General features: G+C 68.4%; 14 protein-coding genes and 1 tRNA gene. 1 reads left to right on the top strand and 14 read right to left on the bottom strand.

All coding sequences use genetic code 11. The features are described 5' to 3' along the window. Positions 1-627: 627 nt before the first annotated feature. The 12 genes from ACQPZZ_RS06005 to ACQPZZ_RS05950 form a co-directional block, all read right to left on the bottom strand. The gene (locus tag ACQPZZ_RS06005; protein WP_363639179.1) at positions 628-4,503 is read right to left on the bottom strand and encodes a DNA-directed RNA polymerase subunit beta'; all 3,876 of its coding nucleotides are present in this window, start codon (positions 4,501-4,503) and stop codon (positions 628-630) included. Positions 4,504-4,522: 19 nt separating this feature from the next. Further along, the gene (gene rpoB / locus ACQPZZ_RS06000) at positions 4,523-7,996 is read right to left on the bottom strand and encodes a DNA-directed RNA polymerase subunit beta (protein WP_432929704.1); all 3,474 of its coding nucleotides are present in this window, start codon (positions 7,994-7,996) and stop codon (positions 4,523-4,525) included. A gap of 420 nt (positions 7,997-8,416) precedes the next feature. After that, on the bottom strand, positions 8,417-8,923 hold the full coding sequence (locus ACQPZZ_RS05995; protein ID WP_432929702.1) for a hypothetical protein: 507 nt from the start codon (positions 8,921-8,923) through the stop codon (positions 8,417-8,419). Then, positions 8,920-9,408, bottom strand: coding sequence for a hypothetical protein (locus ACQPZZ_RS05990; RefSeq protein ID WP_432929700.1), 489 nt, complete (start codon positions 9,406-9,408; stop codon positions 8,920-8,922). The genes ACQPZZ_RS05995 and ACQPZZ_RS05990 overlap by 4 nt, the downstream gene beginning before the upstream one ends. A 234-nt stretch (positions 9,409-9,642) precedes the next feature. After that, the gene (gene rplL, locus ACQPZZ_RS05985; protein WP_169953189.1) at positions 9,643-10,035 is read right to left on the bottom strand and encodes a 50S ribosomal protein L7/L12; all 393 of its coding nucleotides are present in this window, start codon (positions 10,033-10,035) and stop codon (positions 9,643-9,645) included. Positions 10,036-10,113: 78 nt separating this feature from the next. Beyond that, entirely contained in the window at positions 10,114-10,638 is a 525-nt protein-coding gene (gene rplJ, locus ACQPZZ_RS05980) for a 50S ribosomal protein L10 (RefSeq protein WP_363641459.1), read from the bottom strand. Between the two features lie 223 nt (positions 10,639-10,861). Beyond that, the gene (locus tag ACQPZZ_RS05975) at positions 10,862-11,707 is read right to left on the bottom strand and encodes an LppX_LprAFG lipoprotein (protein ID WP_432929697.1); all 846 of its coding nucleotides are present in this window, start codon (positions 11,705-11,707) and stop codon (positions 10,862-10,864) included. Positions 11,708-11,989: 282 nt separating this feature from the next. Continuing rightward, positions 11,990-12,703, bottom strand: a complete 714-nt coding sequence (rplA, locus tag ACQPZZ_RS05970) for a 50S ribosomal protein L1 (protein ID WP_363641463.1) — start codon at positions 12,701-12,703, stop codon at positions 11,990-11,992. A 73-nt stretch (positions 12,704-12,776) separates the two neighbouring features. Continuing rightward, the gene (gene rplK, locus ACQPZZ_RS05965; protein WP_193207638.1) at positions 12,777-13,208 is read right to left on the bottom strand and encodes a 50S ribosomal protein L11; all 432 of its coding nucleotides are present in this window, start codon (positions 13,206-13,208) and stop codon (positions 12,777-12,779) included. 94 nt (positions 13,209-13,302) lie between these two features. After that, complete coding sequence (nusG, locus tag ACQPZZ_RS05960; RefSeq protein WP_363641465.1) at positions 13,303-14,076, bottom strand: transcription termination/antitermination protein NusG; 774 nt, start codon at positions 14,074-14,076, stop codon at positions 13,303-13,305. 55 nt (positions 14,077-14,131) lie between these two features. After that, on the bottom strand, positions 14,132-14,389 hold the full coding sequence (gene secE, locus ACQPZZ_RS05955) for a preprotein translocase subunit SecE (protein ID WP_432929693.1): 258 nt from the start codon (positions 14,387-14,389) through the stop codon (positions 14,132-14,134). 75 nt (positions 14,390-14,464) lie between these two features. Next, positions 14,465-14,537, bottom strand: a tRNA-Trp gene (locus ACQPZZ_RS05950). A 235-nt stretch (positions 14,538-14,772) separates the two neighbouring features. Between ACQPZZ_RS05950 and ACQPZZ_RS05945 the strand changes: the two genes are divergently transcribed. Then, positions 14,773-15,978, top strand: coding sequence for a pyridoxal phosphate-dependent aminotransferase (locus ACQPZZ_RS05945; RefSeq protein ID WP_363641469.1), 1,206 nt, complete (start codon positions 14,773-14,775; stop codon positions 15,976-15,978). A gap of 167 nt (positions 15,979-16,145) precedes the next feature. Here ACQPZZ_RS05945 and ACQPZZ_RS05940 read toward each other — a convergent pair whose 3' ends face one another. Further along, the gene (locus ACQPZZ_RS05940; RefSeq protein WP_432929690.1) at positions 16,146-17,552 is read right to left on the bottom strand and encodes a hypothetical protein; all 1,407 of its coding nucleotides are present in this window, start codon (positions 17,550-17,552) and stop codon (positions 16,146-16,148) included. Next, positions 17,539-18,039, bottom strand: coding sequence for a SigE family RNA polymerase sigma factor (locus tag ACQPZZ_RS05935; RefSeq protein ID WP_363641473.1), 501 nt, complete (start codon positions 18,037-18,039; stop codon positions 17,539-17,541). Before ACQPZZ_RS05935 ends, ACQPZZ_RS05940 begins: the two co-directional genes overlap by 14 nt. Between the last annotated feature and the right edge of the window lie 22 nt (positions 18,040-18,061).

The following is an 18,061-nucleotide window of genomic DNA, read 5'->3' as shown; positions in this document are numbered from 1 at the left end:
TGCCTAGCCGGTGATACGTAGGACCCGATCGAGGTGGCGATGCCGCCTCTCACAGGCTTGCAGGTACTGCCGGTGTCATGACCTGCTGGTTTTCCATCCCCTTCGACCCCCGCGCTCGGGCGTGTCGCGCTCTGGTCGCATCACACCCGGGCGGACCCGGTCGATCTGGAGGAGTCACGCGACGCCCCCCGCGCACCCCCCTTGTCGGGAAGCGGCATTTGAGCGCACGCATGCGAGCCCACAGACGGGCACGAAGGTAAAGCCTACCCGCCCCTGTACAACACGTCAAAACAGAGGAGGACGCCCCGGAGGGACGTGCCCCGCTGTCTCGACGTGCCGCTACGCCGGCGGCCCGAGCCGAGCCGCCGAGAGACTCGGCCCCCCATAATACCGCCCTCACGAGCCGCTTCTCACGGTTTCCGCGCCGTCTCCGCCGGGAGTCGCCCGCACCCGCGCGGCGCCCGTGTCACATGCTGGCCCGCGCCTGCCCGCGCCCGGCCGGCTCCGGCCGCGCTCAGGGCCGGGAGAGCATGCGAAGCGTGGACAACGGAAAGCGGCCCGGGACCAGATGCCCCGGGCCGCTTCCGTACGTTCCCCGCCGCGGCGATCGCTCACCGCGGCGACCTGTCAACGGCCGTACTGGCCGAAGTCGTACTCCTCCAGCGGAACGGCCTCGCCGCTGCCGGAGCCGAAGGTGTAGTCCGCCGCCGAGCCGTCGTAGCCGCCGACCGTGTACATCGCGGCCTTGGCCTCCTCGGTCGGCTCCACCCGGATGTTGCGGTACTGGGGCATGCCCGTACCGGCCGGGATGAGCTTACCGATGATGACGTTCTCCTTCAGGCCGAGCAGCGAGTCCGACTTGGCGTGGATCGCCGCGTCGGTGAGGACTCGCGTCGTCTCCTGGAAGGACGCCGCCGACAGCCACGACTCGGTGGCCAGCGAGGCCTTCGTGATGCCCATCAGCACCGGACGGCCGGCAGCCGGCTGGCCGCCCTCCGCCACGGTCTGACGGTTGATCGCCTCGAAGCGCGGCCGCTCGACCAGCTCGCCGGGCAGCAGCTCGGTGTCGCCGGACTCCAGCACGTTCACGCGCTTGAGCATCTGCCGGACGATGACCTCGATGTGCTTGTCGTGGATCGACACACCCTGCGAGCGGTAGACCTGCTGCACCTCGTCCACGAGGTGGAGCTGGACCGCGCGCGGGCCGAGGATGCGCAGGACCTCGTTCGGGTTGCGCGCACCGGCGACCAGGAGCTGGCCGACGTCAACGCGCTGCCCCTCCGAGACCAGCAGCCGCGACCGCATCGACACCGGGTAGGCGACCTCGTCGGAGCCGTCGTCCGGAGTGATGACGATCTTGCGGGTCTTGTCGGTCTCGTCGATCCGGACGCGGCCGGCGACCTCGCTGATCGGGGCGACACCCTTGGGGATGCGCGCCTCGAACAGCTCCTGGACACGCGGCAGACCGTGGGTGATGTCGGCGCCCGCCACACCACCGGTGTGGAAGGTACGCATGGTCAGCTGCGTGCCGGGCTCACCGATCGACTGGGCCGCGATGATGCCGACGGCCTCGCCGACGTCCACGAGCTTGCCGGTGGCCAGCGAACGGCCGTAGCAGGTCGCGCAGACACCGATCTTGGCCTCGCAGACGAGCGTGCTGCGCGTCCTGACGGTCTCGATGCCGGCGTTCACCAGCGCCGTCACCACGTCGTCGTTGATGTCGACGCCCGCCGACGCGACGAGCTTGCCGTCCACCTCGACGTCCTCGGCCAGGATGCGGCCGTGCACGTTGCTCTCGGCGTTCTCGGCCTTGACCAGGTTGCCCTGGGGGTCGCGCTCGCCCACGTGCAGCGGGACGGCCCGGTCGGTGCCGCAGTCGATCTCGCGCACGATGACGTCCTGCGCGACGTCGACCAGACGACGGGTCAGGTAACCGGAGTCGGCGGTCCGCAGGGCGGTGTCCGCCAGACCCTTCCGCTGGCCGTGGGTCGAGATGAAGTACTCCAGCACCGACAGGCCCTCGCGGAAGGAGGACTTGATCGGCCGCGGGATCGTCTCACCCTTGGTGTTGGACACCAGGCCGCGGATGCCGGCGATCTGCCGGACCTGCATGCGGTTACCACGAGCGCCGGAGTTGACCATCATCCAGACCGGGTTGGTCGCCGGGAACGCGTTGACCATGTCGGTCTCGACGTCCGCCGTCGCGTGGGTCCAGATCTCGATGAGCTCCTGACGGCGCTCCTCGTCGGTGATCAGACCGCGGTCGTACTCCCGCTGGACCTTGTCGGCCCGCTTCTCGTACGACTCCATGATGGCGGCCTTGTTCGGCGGGGCCACGACGTCCTCGATGGAGATCGTGACACCGGCGCGGGTCGCCCAGTAGAAGCCGGCGTCCTTCAGCGAGTCGAGCGCGTTGGCCACCTCCACCTTCGGGTACCGCTCGGCCAGCTCGTTGACGATCGCCGAGAGCTGCTTCTTGCCGACCTGGTAGTTCACGAAGGGGTAGTTGGCGGGCAGCGTCTGGTTGAACAGGCACCGGCCCAGCGTGGTCTCCAGCCGGATCGGGTCGCCGGTCTCCCAGCCCTCGGGGGCCTCCCAGCCGCGCGGCGGCGGGACGTCCTTGAGCCGCACCTGGACCTTGGCCTGGATGTCCAGCTCGTGGCGGTCGAAGGCCATGAGGGCCTCCGACACGTTGCCGAACACCCGGCCCTCGCCCTTGCCGCCATCCTTCTGGGTGGTCAGCCAGTACAGACCGATGACCATGTCCTGGGTGGGCATCGTCACCGGCTTGCCGTCGGCCGGCTTGAGGATGTTGTTGGTGGACAGCATCAGGATCCGCGCCTCGGCCTGGGCCTCGGCCGACAGCGGCAGGTGCACCGCCATCTGGTCGCCGTCGAAGTCCGCGTTGAACGCGGTGCAGACGAGCGGGTGGATCTGGATGGCCTTGCCCTCGACCAGCTGCGGCTCGAAGGCCTGGATGCCCAGGCGGTGCAGGGTGGGCGCACGGTTGAGCAGCACCGGGTGCTCGGTGATGACCTCTTCCAGCACGTCCCACACGACCGGCTTGGACCGCTCGACCATCCGCTTGGCGGACTTGATGTTCTGCGCGTGGTTGAGGTCGACCAGGCGCTTCATCACGAACGGCTTGAACAGCTCCAGCGCCATCTGCTTGGGCAGGCCGCACTGGTGGAGCTTGAGCTGCGGGCCGACGACGATGACCGAACGGCCGGAGTAGTCGACGCGCTTGCCGAGCAGGTTCTGCCGGAAACGACCCTGCTTACCCTTCAGCATGTCGCTGAGGGACTTCAGCGGACGGTTGCCGGGGCCCGTGACCGGGCGGCCGCGGCGGCCGTTGTCGAACAGGGCGTCGACCGCCTCCTGCAGCATCCGCTTCTCGTTGTTCACGATGATCTCGGGCGCGCCGAGGTCGAGCAGACGCTTGAGCCGGTTGTTCCGGTTGATGACCCGGCGGTACAGGTCGTTCAGGTCCGAGGTCGCGAAGCGGCCACCGTCGAGCTGGACCATCGGCCGCAGGTCCGGCGGGATCACCGGGATGCAGTCGAGGACCATGCCGCTCGGCGAGTTGCGGGTGTTGAGGAACGCCGCGACGACCTTGAGCCGCTTGAGCGCGCGGGCCTTCTTCTGGCCCTTGCCGCTGCGGATGGTCTCCCGCAGGTTCTCCGCCTCGGCCTCCAGGTCGAAGCTGGCCAGCCGCTCCTGGATGGCCTGGGCGCCCATGCCGCCGCGGAAGTAGCGGCCGAACCGGTCGCGCATCTCGCGGTAGAGCAGCTCGTCGCCCTCCAGGTCCTGGACCTTGAGGTTCTTGAAGCGGCTCCAGACCTCCTCGAGCCGGTCCAGCTCGCGCTGGGCCCGGTCGCGGAGCTGACGCATCTCGCGGTCGGCGCCCTCACGCACCTTGCGGCGGGCGTCGCCCTTGGCGCCGGCGGCCTCCAGCTCGGCCAGGTCGGCCTCGAGCTTCTTCTGCCGTGCCTCGATGTCGGCGTCACGGCGCTGCTCGATGTGCTGCCGCTCGACGGAGATCTTCGCCTCCAGCGAGGGCAGGTCACGGTCACGCATCTCGATGTCGACATGCGTGATCATGTACGCCGCGAAGTAGATGACCTTCTCCAGGTCCTTCGGGGCCAGGTCGAGCAGGTAACCGAGGCGCGAAGGAACGCCCTTGAAGTACCAGATGTGGGTGACCGGAGCGGCGAGCTCGATGTGGCCCATCCGCTCGCGGCGCACCTTCGCGCGCGTGACCTCGACGCCACAGCGCTCACAGATGATGCCCTTGAAGCGGACGCGCTTGTACTTACCGCAGTAGCACTCCCAGTCCCGGGTCGGACCGAAGATCTTCTCGCAGAAGAGCCCGTCCTTTTCCGGCTTGAGGGTCCGGTAGTTGATGGTCTCCGGCTTCTTCACCTCGCCGTGCGACCACTGCCTGATGTCGTCGGCGGTCGCGAGGCCGATGCGCAGCTCGTCGAAGAAGTTGACGTCGAGCACTAGATAATCCCCTTTTGAATCAGACCTCGTCGACGGTCATCGCGCCCTCGTGGGGACGCCGGGACAGGTCGATGCCGAGCTCCTCCGCCGCGCGGAAGACGTCCTCGTCGGTGTCCCTCATCTCGATCGACATGCCGTCGCTGGAGAGAACCTCGACGTTCAGACAGAGCGACTGCATCTCCTTGATGAGGACCTTGAAGGACTCGGGAATGCCCGCCTCGGGGATGTTCTCGCCCTTGACGATGGCCTCGTAGACCTTCACGCGGCCCAGGACGTCGTCGGACTTGATCGTCAGCAGCTCCTGCAGCGCGTAGGCCGCGCCGTAGGCCTCCAGGGCCCACACCTCCATCTCGCCGAAGCGCTGGCCGCCGAACTGCGCCTTACCGCCCAGCGGCTGCTGGGTGATCATCGAGTACGGACCGGTCGAGCGAGCGTGGATCTTGTCGTCGACCAGGTGCAGCAGCTTCAGGATGTAGATGTAGCCGACCGAGATCGGGTGCGGGAACGGTTCACCGGAGCGGCCGTCGAACAACCGCGCCTTGCCGTTCTCCCCCACCATCCGGGAGCCGTCCCGGTTGAGCAGGGTGCTGTCGAGCAGGCCGACGATCTCCTCCTCGTGGGCGCCGTCGAACACCGGCGTGGCGACCTTGGTCCAGGGCTCGACCCTGTCCAGGCCCTTGTCGCGCAGGCGCTCGGCCCAGGCCTCCTCGATGCCGCTGACGTCCCACCCGCGGGCGGCGATCCACCCGAGATGTGTTTCCAGCACCTGGCCGACGTTCATCCGGCCGGGCACACCCAGCGGGTTGAGGACGATGTCGACCGGGGTGCCGTCCTCCAGGAACGGCATGTCCTCCACGGGCAGGATCTTGGAGATGACGCCCTTGTTGCCGTGGCGGCCGGCCAGCTTGTCACCATCGGTGATCTTGCGCTTCTGCGCCACGTAGACGCGGACCAGCTCGTTCACGCCCGGAGGAAGCTCGTCGCCCTCCTCGCGGCTGAACACGCGCACGCCGATGACCTTGCCGGACTCACCGTGCGGCACCTTCAGCGAGGTGTCGCGGACCTCGCGCGCCTTCTCCCCGAAGATCGCCCGCAGCAGCCGCTCCTCGGGGGTCAGCTCCGTCTCACCCTTGGGCGTGACCTTGCCGACCAGGATGTCACCGGTCACGACCTCGGCGCCGATGCGGATGATGCCGCGCTCGTCGAGGTCGGCCAGCGCGTCCTCGGAGGCGTTCGGGATGTCGCGGGTGATCTCCTCGGGGCCCAGCTTGGTGTCGCGGGCGTCGACCTCGTGCTCCTCGATGTGGATCGACGACAGCACGTCGTCCTGCACCAGGCGCTGGGACAGGATGATCGCGTCCTCGTAGTTGTGGCCCTCCCACGGCATGAACGCCACGAGCAGGTTCTTGCCGAGCGCCATCTCACCGTTGTCGGTGCACGGCCCGTCGGCGACGACCTGGCCCTGCTCGACCCGGTCGCCCTCGGCCACGATCGGCTTCTGGTTGAAGCAGGTGCCCTGGTTCGACCGCTTGAACTTGGCGACCCGGTAGGTCGTCCGGGTGCCGTCGTCGTTCATCACGGTGACGTAGTCGGCCGAGACCTCCTCCACCACACCGGCCTTCTCGGCCGTGATGACGTCGCCGGCATCGGTCGCGGCGCGGTATTCCATGCCGGTGCCGACCAGCGGGGCCTCGCTCTTGAGCAGGGGCACCGACTGCCGCTGCATGTTCGAGCCCATGAGCGCGCGGTTGGCGTCGTCGTGCTCGAGGAACGGAATCATGGCGGTCGCGACCGACACCATCTGGCGCGGCGAGACGTCCATGTAGTCGACCTCGGACGGGTGGACGGCCTCGAACTCGCCACCCTTACGGCGGGCGAGCACGCGGGTCTCAGCGAACGAGCCGTCGGCGTTCAGGGCCGTGTTGGCCTGCGCCACGACGTGCCGGTCCTCCTCGTCCGCGGTCAGGTAGTCGATCTGGTCGCTCACCTTGCCGTCGACGACGCGGCGGTACGGCGTCTCGACGAAGCCGAACGAGTTGACCCGCCCGTAGGAGGACAGCGAGCCGATCAGGCCGATGTTCGGGCCTTCCGGCGTCTCGATCGGGCACATCCGGCCGTAGTGCGAGGGGTGCACGTCGCGGACCTCGAAGCCCGCACGCTCACGCGACAGACCACCGGGGCCGAGGGCGGACAGACGCCGCTTGTGCGTCAGGCCGGCCAGCGGGTTCGTCTGGTCCATGAACTGCGACAGCTGCGAGGTGCCGAAGAACTCCTTGATCGACGCCACGACCGGGCGGATGTTGATCAGGGTCTGCGGCGTGATCGCCTCGACGTCCTGCGTGGTCATGCGCTCGCGGACGACGCGCTCCATGCGGGCCAGGCCCAGGCGGACCTGGTTCTGGATCAGCTCGCCGACGCTGCGCAGACGGCGGTTGCCGAAGTGGTCGATGTCGTCGGTCTCGACGACCACCGAGCCCTCCGGGCCCATCGTCTCCTCGCCGGCGTGCAGCCGGACGATGTACTCGATGGTGGACACGATGTCCTCGTCGGTCAGCGTGCCCTGGGTGATGTCGGCCTGGACGCCCAGCTTCTTGTTGATCTTGTAGCGGCCGACCTTCGCCAGGTCGTAACGCTTCGGATTGAAGTACAGGTTCTCCAGCAGCGCCTGCGCCGACTCCTTGGTCGGCGGCTCACCCGGACGCAGCTTGCGGTAGATGTCCAGCAACGCGTCGTCCTGGCCGGAGGTGTGGTCCTTCTCCAGCGTCGCCCGCATCGACTCGTACTGGCCGAACCGCTCCAGAATCTGGTCGCTGGTCCAGCCCAGCGCCTTCAGCAGCACCGTGACCGGCTGCTTGCGCTTGCGGTCGATCCGCACGCCGACGCTGTCGCGCTTGTCGATCTCGAACTCGAGCCACGCGCCACGCGAGGGGATCACCCGGCAGCCGAACAGGTCCTTGTCGGAGGTCTTGTCGACCGACCGGTCGAAGTAGACGCCCGGCGACCGCACGAGCTGGGAGACCACGACACGCTCGGTGCCGTTGATGATGAACGTGCCCTTCGACGTCATGAGCGGGAAGTCGCCCATGAACACCGTCTGGCTCTTGATCTCACCTGTGGTGTTATTGATGAACTCCGCCGTGACGAACATCGGGGCGGAGTAGGTCATGTCCTTGTCTTTGCACTCATCGACTGAGTACTTGGGCGGCTCGAACCTGTGGTCCCGGAACGACAGGGACATGGTTCCGGAGAAGTCCTCAATCGGACTGATCTCCTCGAAGATCTCTTCGAGACCCGACTGGGCCGGGACGTCCTTGCGCCCGGCCTGGCGAGCCGCCTCAACCCGTCCCTTCCATCTCTCGTTCCCGAGCAACCAGTCAAAGGACTCGGTCTGCAGGGCGAGAAGGTCGGGTACTTCGAGCGGCTCCTCGATACGTGCGAACGACACGGTACGGGGACCGGCGGGTACGGCGGAGGCGTTGCGCGAGGCTGCCAACAGATGTCCTTCCGAGGGCTCGCGGACTGACTACACGCACGCCAGACGACCAGGACTAAGAGTTACTCAGAGAGACGGTCGTCAAAGGGCAGCGCAAAGGGGCAGTGTAGCCGATCGGCATACACCTGTCCACTCCGCTATCGCTCTGCGCTCCACGTTGGTGGCAGCATCACCCGTCAGCGCCGAAACGTCAAGCCCGAGAGCCGACATTTCGCCTAACCGACGGGCGTCACGCTGGGTTTTTCCGCCCTCGGGACCGAGCGAGCGCCGGGGATCCAGTCCCTACCCGGGACCGGAGACGGGTAACGCTCAGTCACGCGAGCGGCCCAACGCTGACCGTCGGTCGACGCCGCCGTGCCCTGAATACCCATCTACAGCCCTGGCCTAAACGCCTTCTTTGCTAACAATTTAGCTACGTGCTCAGGGAACGGGCGTGTCACCCAGGAGCGTGGACAGCCGGGAGGCCCGCCAGCCGTCGCCCTGCGTCACCATGACCAGGCGTGCTCTCCCCTGGCTGACCTGCTGTTTGGGCTCCTCCTGCCCCGGCCCCGAGCGTGTCGTGACCAGGTTCACGAACAGCAGCACCCGGACCTCTTCCGGCGTCGCCGACTCCACGCCGGCGGCGGCCACGACCGCGTGCTGGACCGTCCGCCGTTCACGCGCCCCCGGGCCGAGCGTCGCCGCGAGCGTCCGATAGTGCTCCGCCAGCTGACCGGTCGCGTGCGCGCCCGCCCTCAGCATGTCCCGCTCGATCGTACGGTAGTCGTACGACAGCATGTCCGGCGCGTAGGAACGGGCGGCCGCGAGGGCCTCCCTGGAGGCCGTCTCGGCGGCCTGAAGGCGGCGCAGGTCGAGCAGCAGCCACACCGCGGCGACGGTCAGCCCCGCCGCCAGGAGGACCGCCAGCGACCGCACCAGGCGACTCACCGCACCAGCTCCGCCCGGGAGACCAGCCACAGGCCCGAGGCCTTCGTGACGTCCATGCGCCACCGGAAGAAGCGTTCTTCGGGAGGGGCCTTCCTGCCGTCCTCCCAGTGGATCACCGCGTCCCCGACGATCAGCACCTGCGCCGAACGCCGGTCGCCGGCGAGGGAGGCGAGCGCGGACGCCCGCAGAACGCCCGTCTGGACGGCCTTGTTCTTCAGCGTGGCGGCTCTCAGCGCCGCCTGTCCGGCGGCGTACTGTGCCCGCTCCTGGCCCGTGGAGGTCGCCAGCGCGCGTTTGATGTCGTCGTCGATGCGGCGGTGGTCGATCGACATGAGGCTCACGGCGTGCGCCGCCGCGGCCTGTACGGCCATCTCACGGTCCTGTACAGCCGTCAGGGCCTCCGTACGGGCCCGGGCGAAATACTGGACCGCCAGGGCCGGCGCGGCCACGAGGAGGACGAGCCCGGCGGTCAGCGCGCGCCGCATCCCCGCACCTCCTGAGCACCCGGTCGTCTCGGTCCGTTCACGTCGCGCGGTCCACGGTCGTGTCCGAGACACCATGTCCCGCGTCAGACACTCCCTATGCCGCACGATAGATCAACGGGGCCACCATGCCCATAGGGTCTGGATCCCGTACGACTTCCGGACATGCGAAAGGGGCGGTCCCATCCGGCACCTGGATGGACCCGCCCCTTCGGTGAAGCGTGTTGCGAGACCGTCTTACTTGACGGTGACGGTGGCGCCGGCGCCCTCGAGGGCGGCCTTCGCCTTCTCGGCCTGCTCCTTGTTGACCTTGCCGTCGAAGACCGGCTTCGGAGCGCCGTCCACGAGGTCCTTGGCCTCCTTGAGGCCCAGGCTCGTCAGGGCGCGGATCTCCTTGATGACCTGGATCTTCTTGTCGCCGGCGGCCTCGAGGATGACGTCGAACTCGTCCTGCTCCTCGGCCTCTTCGGCGGCGGCCGGAGCGCCGGGGGCGCCGACGGCGGCGACGGCGACCGGAGCGGCGGCCTTGACGTCGAAGGTCTCCTCGAAGACCTTCACGAACTCGGACAGCTCAAGGAGGGTCATCTCCTTGAAGGTCTCGAGCAGCTCGTCGGTGCTGAGCTTCGCCATGATGTGTTCCTCCAGTGGATCTAACTCGAAAACGTGTAAGGGACCGCGGTGCGCGCTTCCCCCGTCCGCTGCGCGGACCTACTCGCCGGCCTCTTCGCGCTTGGCGCGCAGAGCCTCGGCCAGTCGAGCCATGGTGGTGGGCAGCGCGGCGAAGGTGGCGGCAGCCTGGGACTGCTTGGCCTTCAGCGCACCGGCCAGCTTCGCGAGGAGCACCTCACGGGACTCAAGGTCGGCAAGCTTGGTGATCTCGTCGGGGGTCATCGACTTGCCGTCGACGACGCCGCCCTTGATCACCAGGAGGGGGTTGGCCTTGGCGAAGTCACGCAGACCCTTGGCCGCCTCCACGACGTCGCCCTTGACGAACGCGATGGCGGTGGGGCCCTGGAACAGGTCGTCCAGGGAGGTGATCCCGGCGTCGTTCGCCGCGATCTTGGTAAGCGTGTTCTTCGCCACGGCGAACTTCGCATTCCCACCGAGAGAAACGCGCAGCTGCTTGAGCTGAGCGACGGTGAGACCGCGGTATTCGGTCAGAACGGCGGCGCTGGATCCCTCGAACTCACTCTTGAGCTCGGCGATCGCGACGCTCTTCTCCGCCTTCGCCATGGGCCTCCTTCCAGGTGTGCCGCCGGCGAAGGCCCTCGGAAAACAGACAAGCCCCGGCGCAGGCGCACGGGGCTTGGACGGACGTCGAACGTCCTCAAGCATCTCCACACCTACGCGGGCCGTCCACTCACGTGGATCCTTCGGTCACCAGGCTTCACGCCCGGCGACGACCGGCGGTCTTCGGCAGGAGACAGACTACGTTGTCAACCGGCTGGACGCCAAATCAGCCGCCGAGACCGGACGGCTGCGGCAGGTTCTGCGGCAGTTCGCCCACCTGGTCGGCGGCCGGCGCCTCGATCGAGACCGGCTCGTTGAACGCCTTGAACATCGCCGTGGCCTTGAGCGTGCCGGCGTTGGGCTCGCCGCCGTTCAGCTCGACCTTGCGCGGCAGGCCCTGGGCGTCGATCCAGGCGTCGAACTTGACGTCCTTGGCGTTCGCGAGCTCGCCCTGCAGGCGCGCGCGCCGCTCCTCGGGAAGCTGCTTGACCGCCTCGTCCACCGGGAACGTGCCCGAGTAGTGGGTGGTGTCCACCCCGCCGACCTGCTCGCTGCCGACGGACTTCACGTCCTTCGACGCCGTCAGCATGGCGGCGCTCGTCTTCAGGTCGAACTGCTGGGCCTGGCCGAGGAACTGGTCGACGTTCACACCCGACTGCGAGCCGAGCTGCTTCAGGTCGAGCCTGATCCACGGCTTGGTGGCGCCCACCAGGGTCTTGAGCATGTCGACCTTCACGTACGCCACGTCGCCCTGCAGGATCAGCCGCACGCCGCCGGGCACGTTCTGCCCGTTGAACGCCACCTGGCTGAGGTTGATGTCGGTGGCGAGCTGCGGGGTCTTCTGGTAGAGCATCGTGCCCTGGACGACCCCGCCCTGACCGCCCTTGGCGTCGGTCACGTTGACCACGAGGTCCGCGGCATAGGTGTTGACGTCGTCGACCTTCTTCGCGGTCTGCTGAATGGCCTCGGCCGCCGAAAGCTGCACGTTCTGGAGAGACGGAGTCGCGGTCGTCCCGCATCCCGCGACCGTGATCGCGGCCACCGCTCCGGCAGCCACCAGTAGTCGTCGCATTGTTTCCATCCCTTCGTTTCCCCCTTTACCTGCCCTTGACCCTATGCGCCTAACGCCCCAAGCGCGCCGAGGGCAGGCAAACCCCCATCAGCCCTGCACAATCCCTCCACATCGCTAGCGGTTCGGCAGGTGCGCGTGCACGGACAGCGGCGTCTGTGCCCATGGGCGTGCCGCTGTCCGGCGGCTGACGCGGGAAGGCCGTGTGATCCGCCCTGGACGCGCGGAAGCCCCCGCCCGGGAAAGGGCGGGGGCTTCCGTCGGTCTGCCGGCCGGAGCGACGGCTCAGGCGTCGATCTCGGCGGTCATCGCCCGCGTCACGTTCGGGTCGACCGGGATGCCCGGGCCCATGGACGTGGTGAAGGTGACCTTCTTGAGGTAACGGCCCTTGGCCGCCGACGGCTTGAGACGCAGCACCTCGTCCAGCGCCGCGGCGTAGTTCTCCACGAGCTGGCGGTCGTCGAAGGACGCCTTGCCGATGATGAAGTGCAGGTTCGCGTGCCGGTCGACCCGGAACTCGATCTTGCCGCCCTTGATGTCGGTGACGGCCTTGGTCACGTCGGGCGTGACGGTGCCGGTCTTCGGGTTCGGCATGAGGCCGCGGGGGCCGAGCACGCGGCCCAGACGACCGACCTTGCCCATCATGTCCGGGGTGGCGACGACCGCGTCGAAGTCGAGGCGGCCCTTGGACACCTCGTCGATCAGGTCGTCGGAGCCGACGATGTCGGCGCCCGCCGCGCGGGCCTCCTCGGCACGGTCACCGGTCGCGAAGACCAGGACCCGGGCGGTCTTGCCGGTGCCGTGCGGGAGGTTGACGGTGCCGCGGACCATCTGGTCGGCCTTGCGCGGGTCGACGCCCAGCCGCAGGGCGACCTCGACGGTCGCGTCGAACTTCGTGGTCGCGGTCTTCTTGGCCAGCCGCACGCCCTCGAGCGGGGCGTACAGGGCCGCGCGGTCGACCTCGGCCGCCGCGTTCTTCCAGTTCTTGCTGCGCTTCACTTCGTGCTCCTCGTGGAGATCGTGGTCCGGGCCTGCGCTTCGGCCCTCCCACTGCGTTTGCTGAGGCTGAGAGTCAGTCGGCGATGGTGATGCCCATGGAGCGGGCGGTGCCGGCGATGATCTTCTCCGCGGCCTCGACGTCGTTGGCGTTGAGGTCCTGCATCTTGGTCTCGGCGATCTGGCGAAGCTGCTCGCGGGTCAGCTTGCCCACCTTGTCCTTGTGCGGGTTCGCGCTGCCCTTCTGCAGACCGGCGGCCTTCTTGATCAGCTCGGGCGCCGGCGGCGTCTTCGTGACGAAGGTGAAGGTGCGGTCTTCGAAGATGGTGATCTCAACGGGGATGATGTTGCCCCGCTGGGCCTCCGTCGCCGCGTTGTACTGCTTGACGAAGTCCATGATGTTGACGCCGTGCGGACCGAGCGCGGTACCGACCGGCGGCGCGGGGGTGGCCTGTCCAGCGGGAAGCTGGACCTTCACCAGGGCCGCGACTTTCTTCTTTGGAGGCATCTGTCCTTCTCCGGGTCCTTTGTCCTACAAAAGCCTCACAGGCACGCCGAAGAAGGGCGTGCGTGAGGACGGCTATCGAGTCTACGGGAGACGGTCAGATCTTCGAGACCTGGTTGAACGACAGCTCGACCGGGGTCTCTCGGCCGAAGATCGAGACGAGGACCTTGAGCTTCTGCGACTCGGCGCTGATCTCGCTGACCGTGGCCGGCAGCGTGGCGAACGGCCCGTCCATGACCGTGACGGACTCGCCGACCTCGAAGTCGACGGTCGCGGTGGTCGTCTTGGCCGTGGCCTTCTTGACTTCCTCGGCGGGCTCCGGGGCGAGCAGCTTGGCGACCTCGTCGAGGTTCAGCGGACTCGGCTTGTTGGACAGGCCGACGAAGCCGGTCACGCCGGGCGTGTTGCGCACCGCGGCCCAGGACTCGTCGGTCAGGTCCATCCGGACCAGAACGTAACCGGGAAGCACGCGCTCCTTGATCGGAGTCTTCTTACCGCCCTTGAACTCCGTGATCGTGTGGGTCGGCACCTCGACCTGGAAGATGAAGTCCTCCATGTTGAGGGACCCGATACGGCTCTCGATGTTCTGCTTCACGCGGTTCTCGTAACCGGCGTACGAGTGGATGACGTACCACTCGCCGAACTGACCGCGAAGCTGGCGCTTGAACTCCTCGACCGGGTCGACGTCCGGGAGAACGTCACCGTCCTCGTCGACCTGCGCGGCGGCCTCGGCCGAGTCTTCGCCGCCGTCACCGCCGTCTGAGTCGGCGGCCGTGGTCTCCTCGACCTCTGCTACGGCCTCGTCCTGCTCGGTGCCCCACTCGTCATGCTCGTCATGGGAGCGGTCGGCCGGCATCGGGGACTCGGACACGGGACTCTTCCTTCTTCGCTTGGTGTCTTGACGTGCTGCGACGTCTTGGGCGGGATCAGGATCCGCCGAAGAGCCAGAGCACAGCCTTACCCAGCAGCGTATCGATCCCGAACACGAGCCCAACCATGATCACGACGAAGACCAGGACAACCACCGTGTACGAGATCAGGTCGTTGCGCCGGGGCCAGATGACCTTGCGCAGCTCGGCGACGACCTGCCGATAGAACAGAGCGGGCGAGGTGCGCTTTGCCTTCTTGTCACTGGTCGGCTTGCCTGGCTTGCCAGCGGTCTCGCCGCGGGTGTCAATCGCCACAGTCCTCACCTGATCCGTCGTGTCCGTCGCAGTTGCGGCGCGCTTTCACGCCATTGTTGCGCGGACCGCACTCCGCAGGGCACGAGGGACTCGAACCCCCAACCGCCGGTTTTGGAGACCGGTGCGCTACCAATTGCGCTAGTGCCCTAAGCCGTGCACCACGATACCCGAGAAACGCGTGGAAGCGTCCGTCGCGGTGTTCACGTGGCCCACTAGTCGGTGAAGTGTACGCGGGATTCACCACTCCGTCGAACCACATGGTCGCCGCACCGCCCGGAGGCGGCCCGGGTGCCGTTCCTGTGCGGTCTAAAGCTACCGTGCGAACCCGTCCGCATCCTGGATATGGAGACGAAACCGCGTGGCGCGTCTGGAACGATGGAGGCATGACCCGACCTCGCATCTCCGCACGTATTTCCGCGATCTCCGAGTCCGCGACTCTGGCCGTGGACGCCAAGGCCAAGGCGATGAAGGCGGCCGGTCGCCCGGTCATCGGCTTCGGCGCCGGCGAGCCCGACTTTCCCACGCCCGGCTACATCGTCGAGGCGGCCATCGAGGCGTGCCGGAACCCCAGGTTCCACAAGTACACGCCCGCCGGCGGCCTGCCCGAGCTCAAGCAGGCGATCGCCGACAAGACGTTGCGCGACAGCGGGTTCCAGGTCGAGGCCGCCCAGGTCCTGGTGACGAACGGCGGGAAGCAGGCGGTCTACGAGGCGTTCGCCACCCTGCTCGACCCCGGTGACGAGGTCCTGGTCGTCGCGCCGTACTGGACGACGTACCCGGAGGCGATCAAGCTCGCGGGCGGCGTCCAGGTCGACGTGGTCACCGACGAGACGACCGGCTACCTGGCCTCGGTGGAGCAGCTGGAGGAGAAGCTGACCGACCGCACCAAGGTGCTGCTGTTCGTCTCGCCGTCCAACCCGACGGGGGCCGTCTACTCCCCCGCCCAGGTCGAGGAGATCGGCCGTTGGGCGCTGGACAAGGGCCTGTGGGTCGTGACCGATGAGATCTACGAGCACCTGGTCTACGGCGAGGCGGAGTTCTCCAGCATCGCCACCGCCGTCCCCGAACTGCGCGACCGGGTCGTCGTGCTGAACGGCGTGGCCAAGACGTACGCGATGACCGGCTGGCGGGTGGGCTGGCTGATCGGTCCGTCCGACGTGGTCAAGGCGGCGACGAACCTGCAGTCCCACGCCACCTCGAACGTCTCCAACGTCGCCCAGGCCGCCGCGCTCGCGGCCGTCTCCGGCGACCTGTCGGCCGTCGCCGAGATGCGCGCGGCGTTCGACCGGCGCCGCCAGACCATGGTCCGGATGCTCAACGAGATTCCCGGCGTGGTCTGCCCCGAGCCGTTCGGCGCGTTCTACGCGTACCCGTCGGTCAAGGCGCTGCTGGGCAAGGAGATCCGCGGCAGGCGCCCGCAGACCTCGGCCGAGCTGGCCGAGCTCATCTTGGAGGAGGCCGAGGTCGCGCTGGTGCCCGGCGAGGCGTTCGGCACCCCCGGCTACTTCCGCCTGTCGTACGCGCTGGGCGACGACGACCTGGTCGAGGGCGTCAGCCGGGTGGCCAAGCTGCTGGCCGAGTCCCACTGAGAACCGCTGCTCACCGCCGCTCACCGAGAACGGCGGTGAATCACGCGCACCGGGATTCGAGGTGCGCCGAGGGGCGTAGAAGGGCCCGGGCGTGGTAACGCGCCCGGGCCCTTCGCACGTGTGCCGGGCCTCTCCCGATCGTCGCTTCCTGAGCTACGGGGACTCGTTCAGGGCACCCGCAGATTACGGACCAGGTCCGCCAGGTCGTCCACGGCCCGCGCCGAGTCGTCCGGGCCGGCGACGACGGTCACCGCGAGGACGAGGCCGACCTCGGGGTGCCACAGGAAGTTCCGGCCGGCCAACGGCCCCGCGCCGTCACGCGGCCTTTCCTTCCAGGTCAGCAGAGTGCCGTTGACATCGCCCACGGACGCGCCCCGCGGCGTCGCGGAGGAGATCTGCCGGAGCCAGCCGTCGACCTCCACCTCCAGTCCGCGGTAGACGGACACGGCGACGTACGGGCCCTCGCCCGGCCTGCCGCCCCAGAACCGGGTGATGCCCGACCATTCGTGGCCCATCGCGCTGTCGCCGCCCGACGGCTCCCCGAGGCTCGCGGGGAGGCCGATGCCGTCCACGGAGACGGCGGCGTCCGCGGCCACCTCCTCGACGCCTTCGGCGATCCTCCGCAGCTCGCCGGCCAGCGGGGTCGTCGCCCAGATGCGCACACCCACGCCGGGCCGTACGACCCAGAGCAGCATGCGGCCCCTGTCGACGCGGCGGCCTGCTGACGCGACGGACCCCTGCAGAGCCGCGGCCGGCCCGACCGAGACGCGCCGCACGTCGAACAGCTCCTCGTTCGTCGGCCAGGGGACCTGGCGCAGGCTGTCCAGGTCGAGCGCCTCGCGGCCGTGCACGACCTCCACCGTCACGCCCTGCGTGTCGTTCGTGCCGTTCGTCCATGAGCGGGCGATGCCGCCGAAATTGATAATCGCCTCGCCTGTGGAGCGCAGCCCGGATGGCACATACGTCACCCGCATGCCGCCGACGTCGCGGTTCCGGACGACGCGCAGCCCCTCGGCGATCCTGCCGAGCTCGCTCTCCAGAGAGGCGGACGTCGTGACCCGGAGCGCGAGGCCCGGCTCCGGCACCCACATCTCGTCCGTGGCGGTGAAGACGACCGGGCCGGTCTTCTTCACCGGCTCGCTCGCCACCGGCCCCAGGTTCAGGGCGAGGAGGTCGAGGGCGTCCTCCAGGCTCCGCCCGGTCCGGTAGACGCCGACCTGGACGAACCCGCCGTCGCCCTTCCATCGCAACGCCTCGCCGGCCAGCGGGCCGGCCTTCACCCTGATCCGCTCGGGAGGGCCGCCGAACCCCTCCGGAAGGTAGCCGACCTCGACACCGTCGATCTCGGCGAGCGTCTCGCCGGCGGTGACCTGGTGCCGGGGGACGAGCGCGACGTAGGCGGGCACCGCTCCGGCCACGACCAGGACCGCGGCGACGACGGCCAGCAGCCGCAGGCGCGTGCGGCGTCTGCGGACCGAGCGGCGCACGACCCGGTCGACCAGGTCCGGCGCGATCGCCAGGCCCGCCGTGTCGTCCGCCATGGCCCGGCGCAGCACGCTCTCAAGCTCTGACATCGTCGATCACCTCCGCACCCAGCAGCCGGCGCAGCCGTACGAGGGCCTTGGCGGTCTGGCTTTTGACGGTCCCCACCGAGCACCCGAGCACCTTCGCGGTCTGCGCCTCCGTCATGTCCTCCCAGAACCGGAGAACGACCACGGCCCGCTGGCGCGGGGGCAGGGCCCGCAGGCCGTCCATGAGCACCTGACGCAACTCGACGTCGGCGGCCGGTGCGGGCGTCTCCGGCGGCGTGTGGGTCGGGATGATCCGCAGCAGGGCACGCCGCCTCGCCCGGCTGATCGCGAGGTTGACGATGATCCGCCGCACGTACGGTTCCGGGTCGGCGTCCTTGTGCACCCTGTGCCAGTTACGGCAGGCCCGCTCCAGCGCCGCCTGCAGCACGTCTTCGGCGTCGTCTGAAGGGCCGCAGGTGAGATGGGCTGTGCGGAGCAGGCTCCTGCCACGGGCCGCCACGAACTCGGCGAACCCGTCCGGAGGTCTCACGCGCCTTCATCCAGTCTCATGC

The organism is Microbispora sp. CA-135349, assembly GCF_050947365.1.
Lineage (GTDB): Bacteria > Actinomycetota > Actinomycetes > Streptosporangiales > Streptosporangiaceae > Microbispora.
The sequence above is the reverse complement of the archived record's forward strand: the minus strand, read 5'-3'. Positions and strand labels throughout refer to the sequence as shown.

Coding starts and splice junctions, on each gene's coding strand:
- rplJ (WP_363641459.1), bottom strand. CDS start 10,638: ATGGCGAAGGCGGAGAAGAGCGTCGCGATCGCCGAGCTCAAGAGTGAG.
- ACQPZZ_RS05940 (WP_432929690.1), bottom strand. CDS start 17,552: ATGTCAGAGCTTGAGAGCGTGCTGCGCCGGGCCATGGCGGACGACACG.
- ACQPZZ_RS05975 (WP_432929697.1), bottom strand. CDS start 11,707: ATGCGACGACTACTGGTGGCTGCCGGAGCGGTGGCCGCGATCACGGTC.
- rplK (WP_193207638.1), bottom strand. CDS start 13,208: ATGCCTCCAAAGAAGAAAGTCGCGGCCCTGGTGAAGGTCCAGCTTCCC.
- ACQPZZ_RS05945 (WP_363641469.1), top strand. CDS start 14,773: ATGACCCGACCTCGCATCTCCGCACGTATTTCCGCGATCTCCGAGTCC.
- ACQPZZ_RS05990 (WP_432929700.1), bottom strand. CDS start 9,408: ATGCGGCGCGCGCTGACCGCCGGGCTCGTCCTCCTCGTGGCCGCGCCG.
- rplL (WP_169953189.1), bottom strand. CDS start 10,035: ATGGCGAAGCTCAGCACCGACGAGCTGCTCGAGACCTTCAAGGAGATG.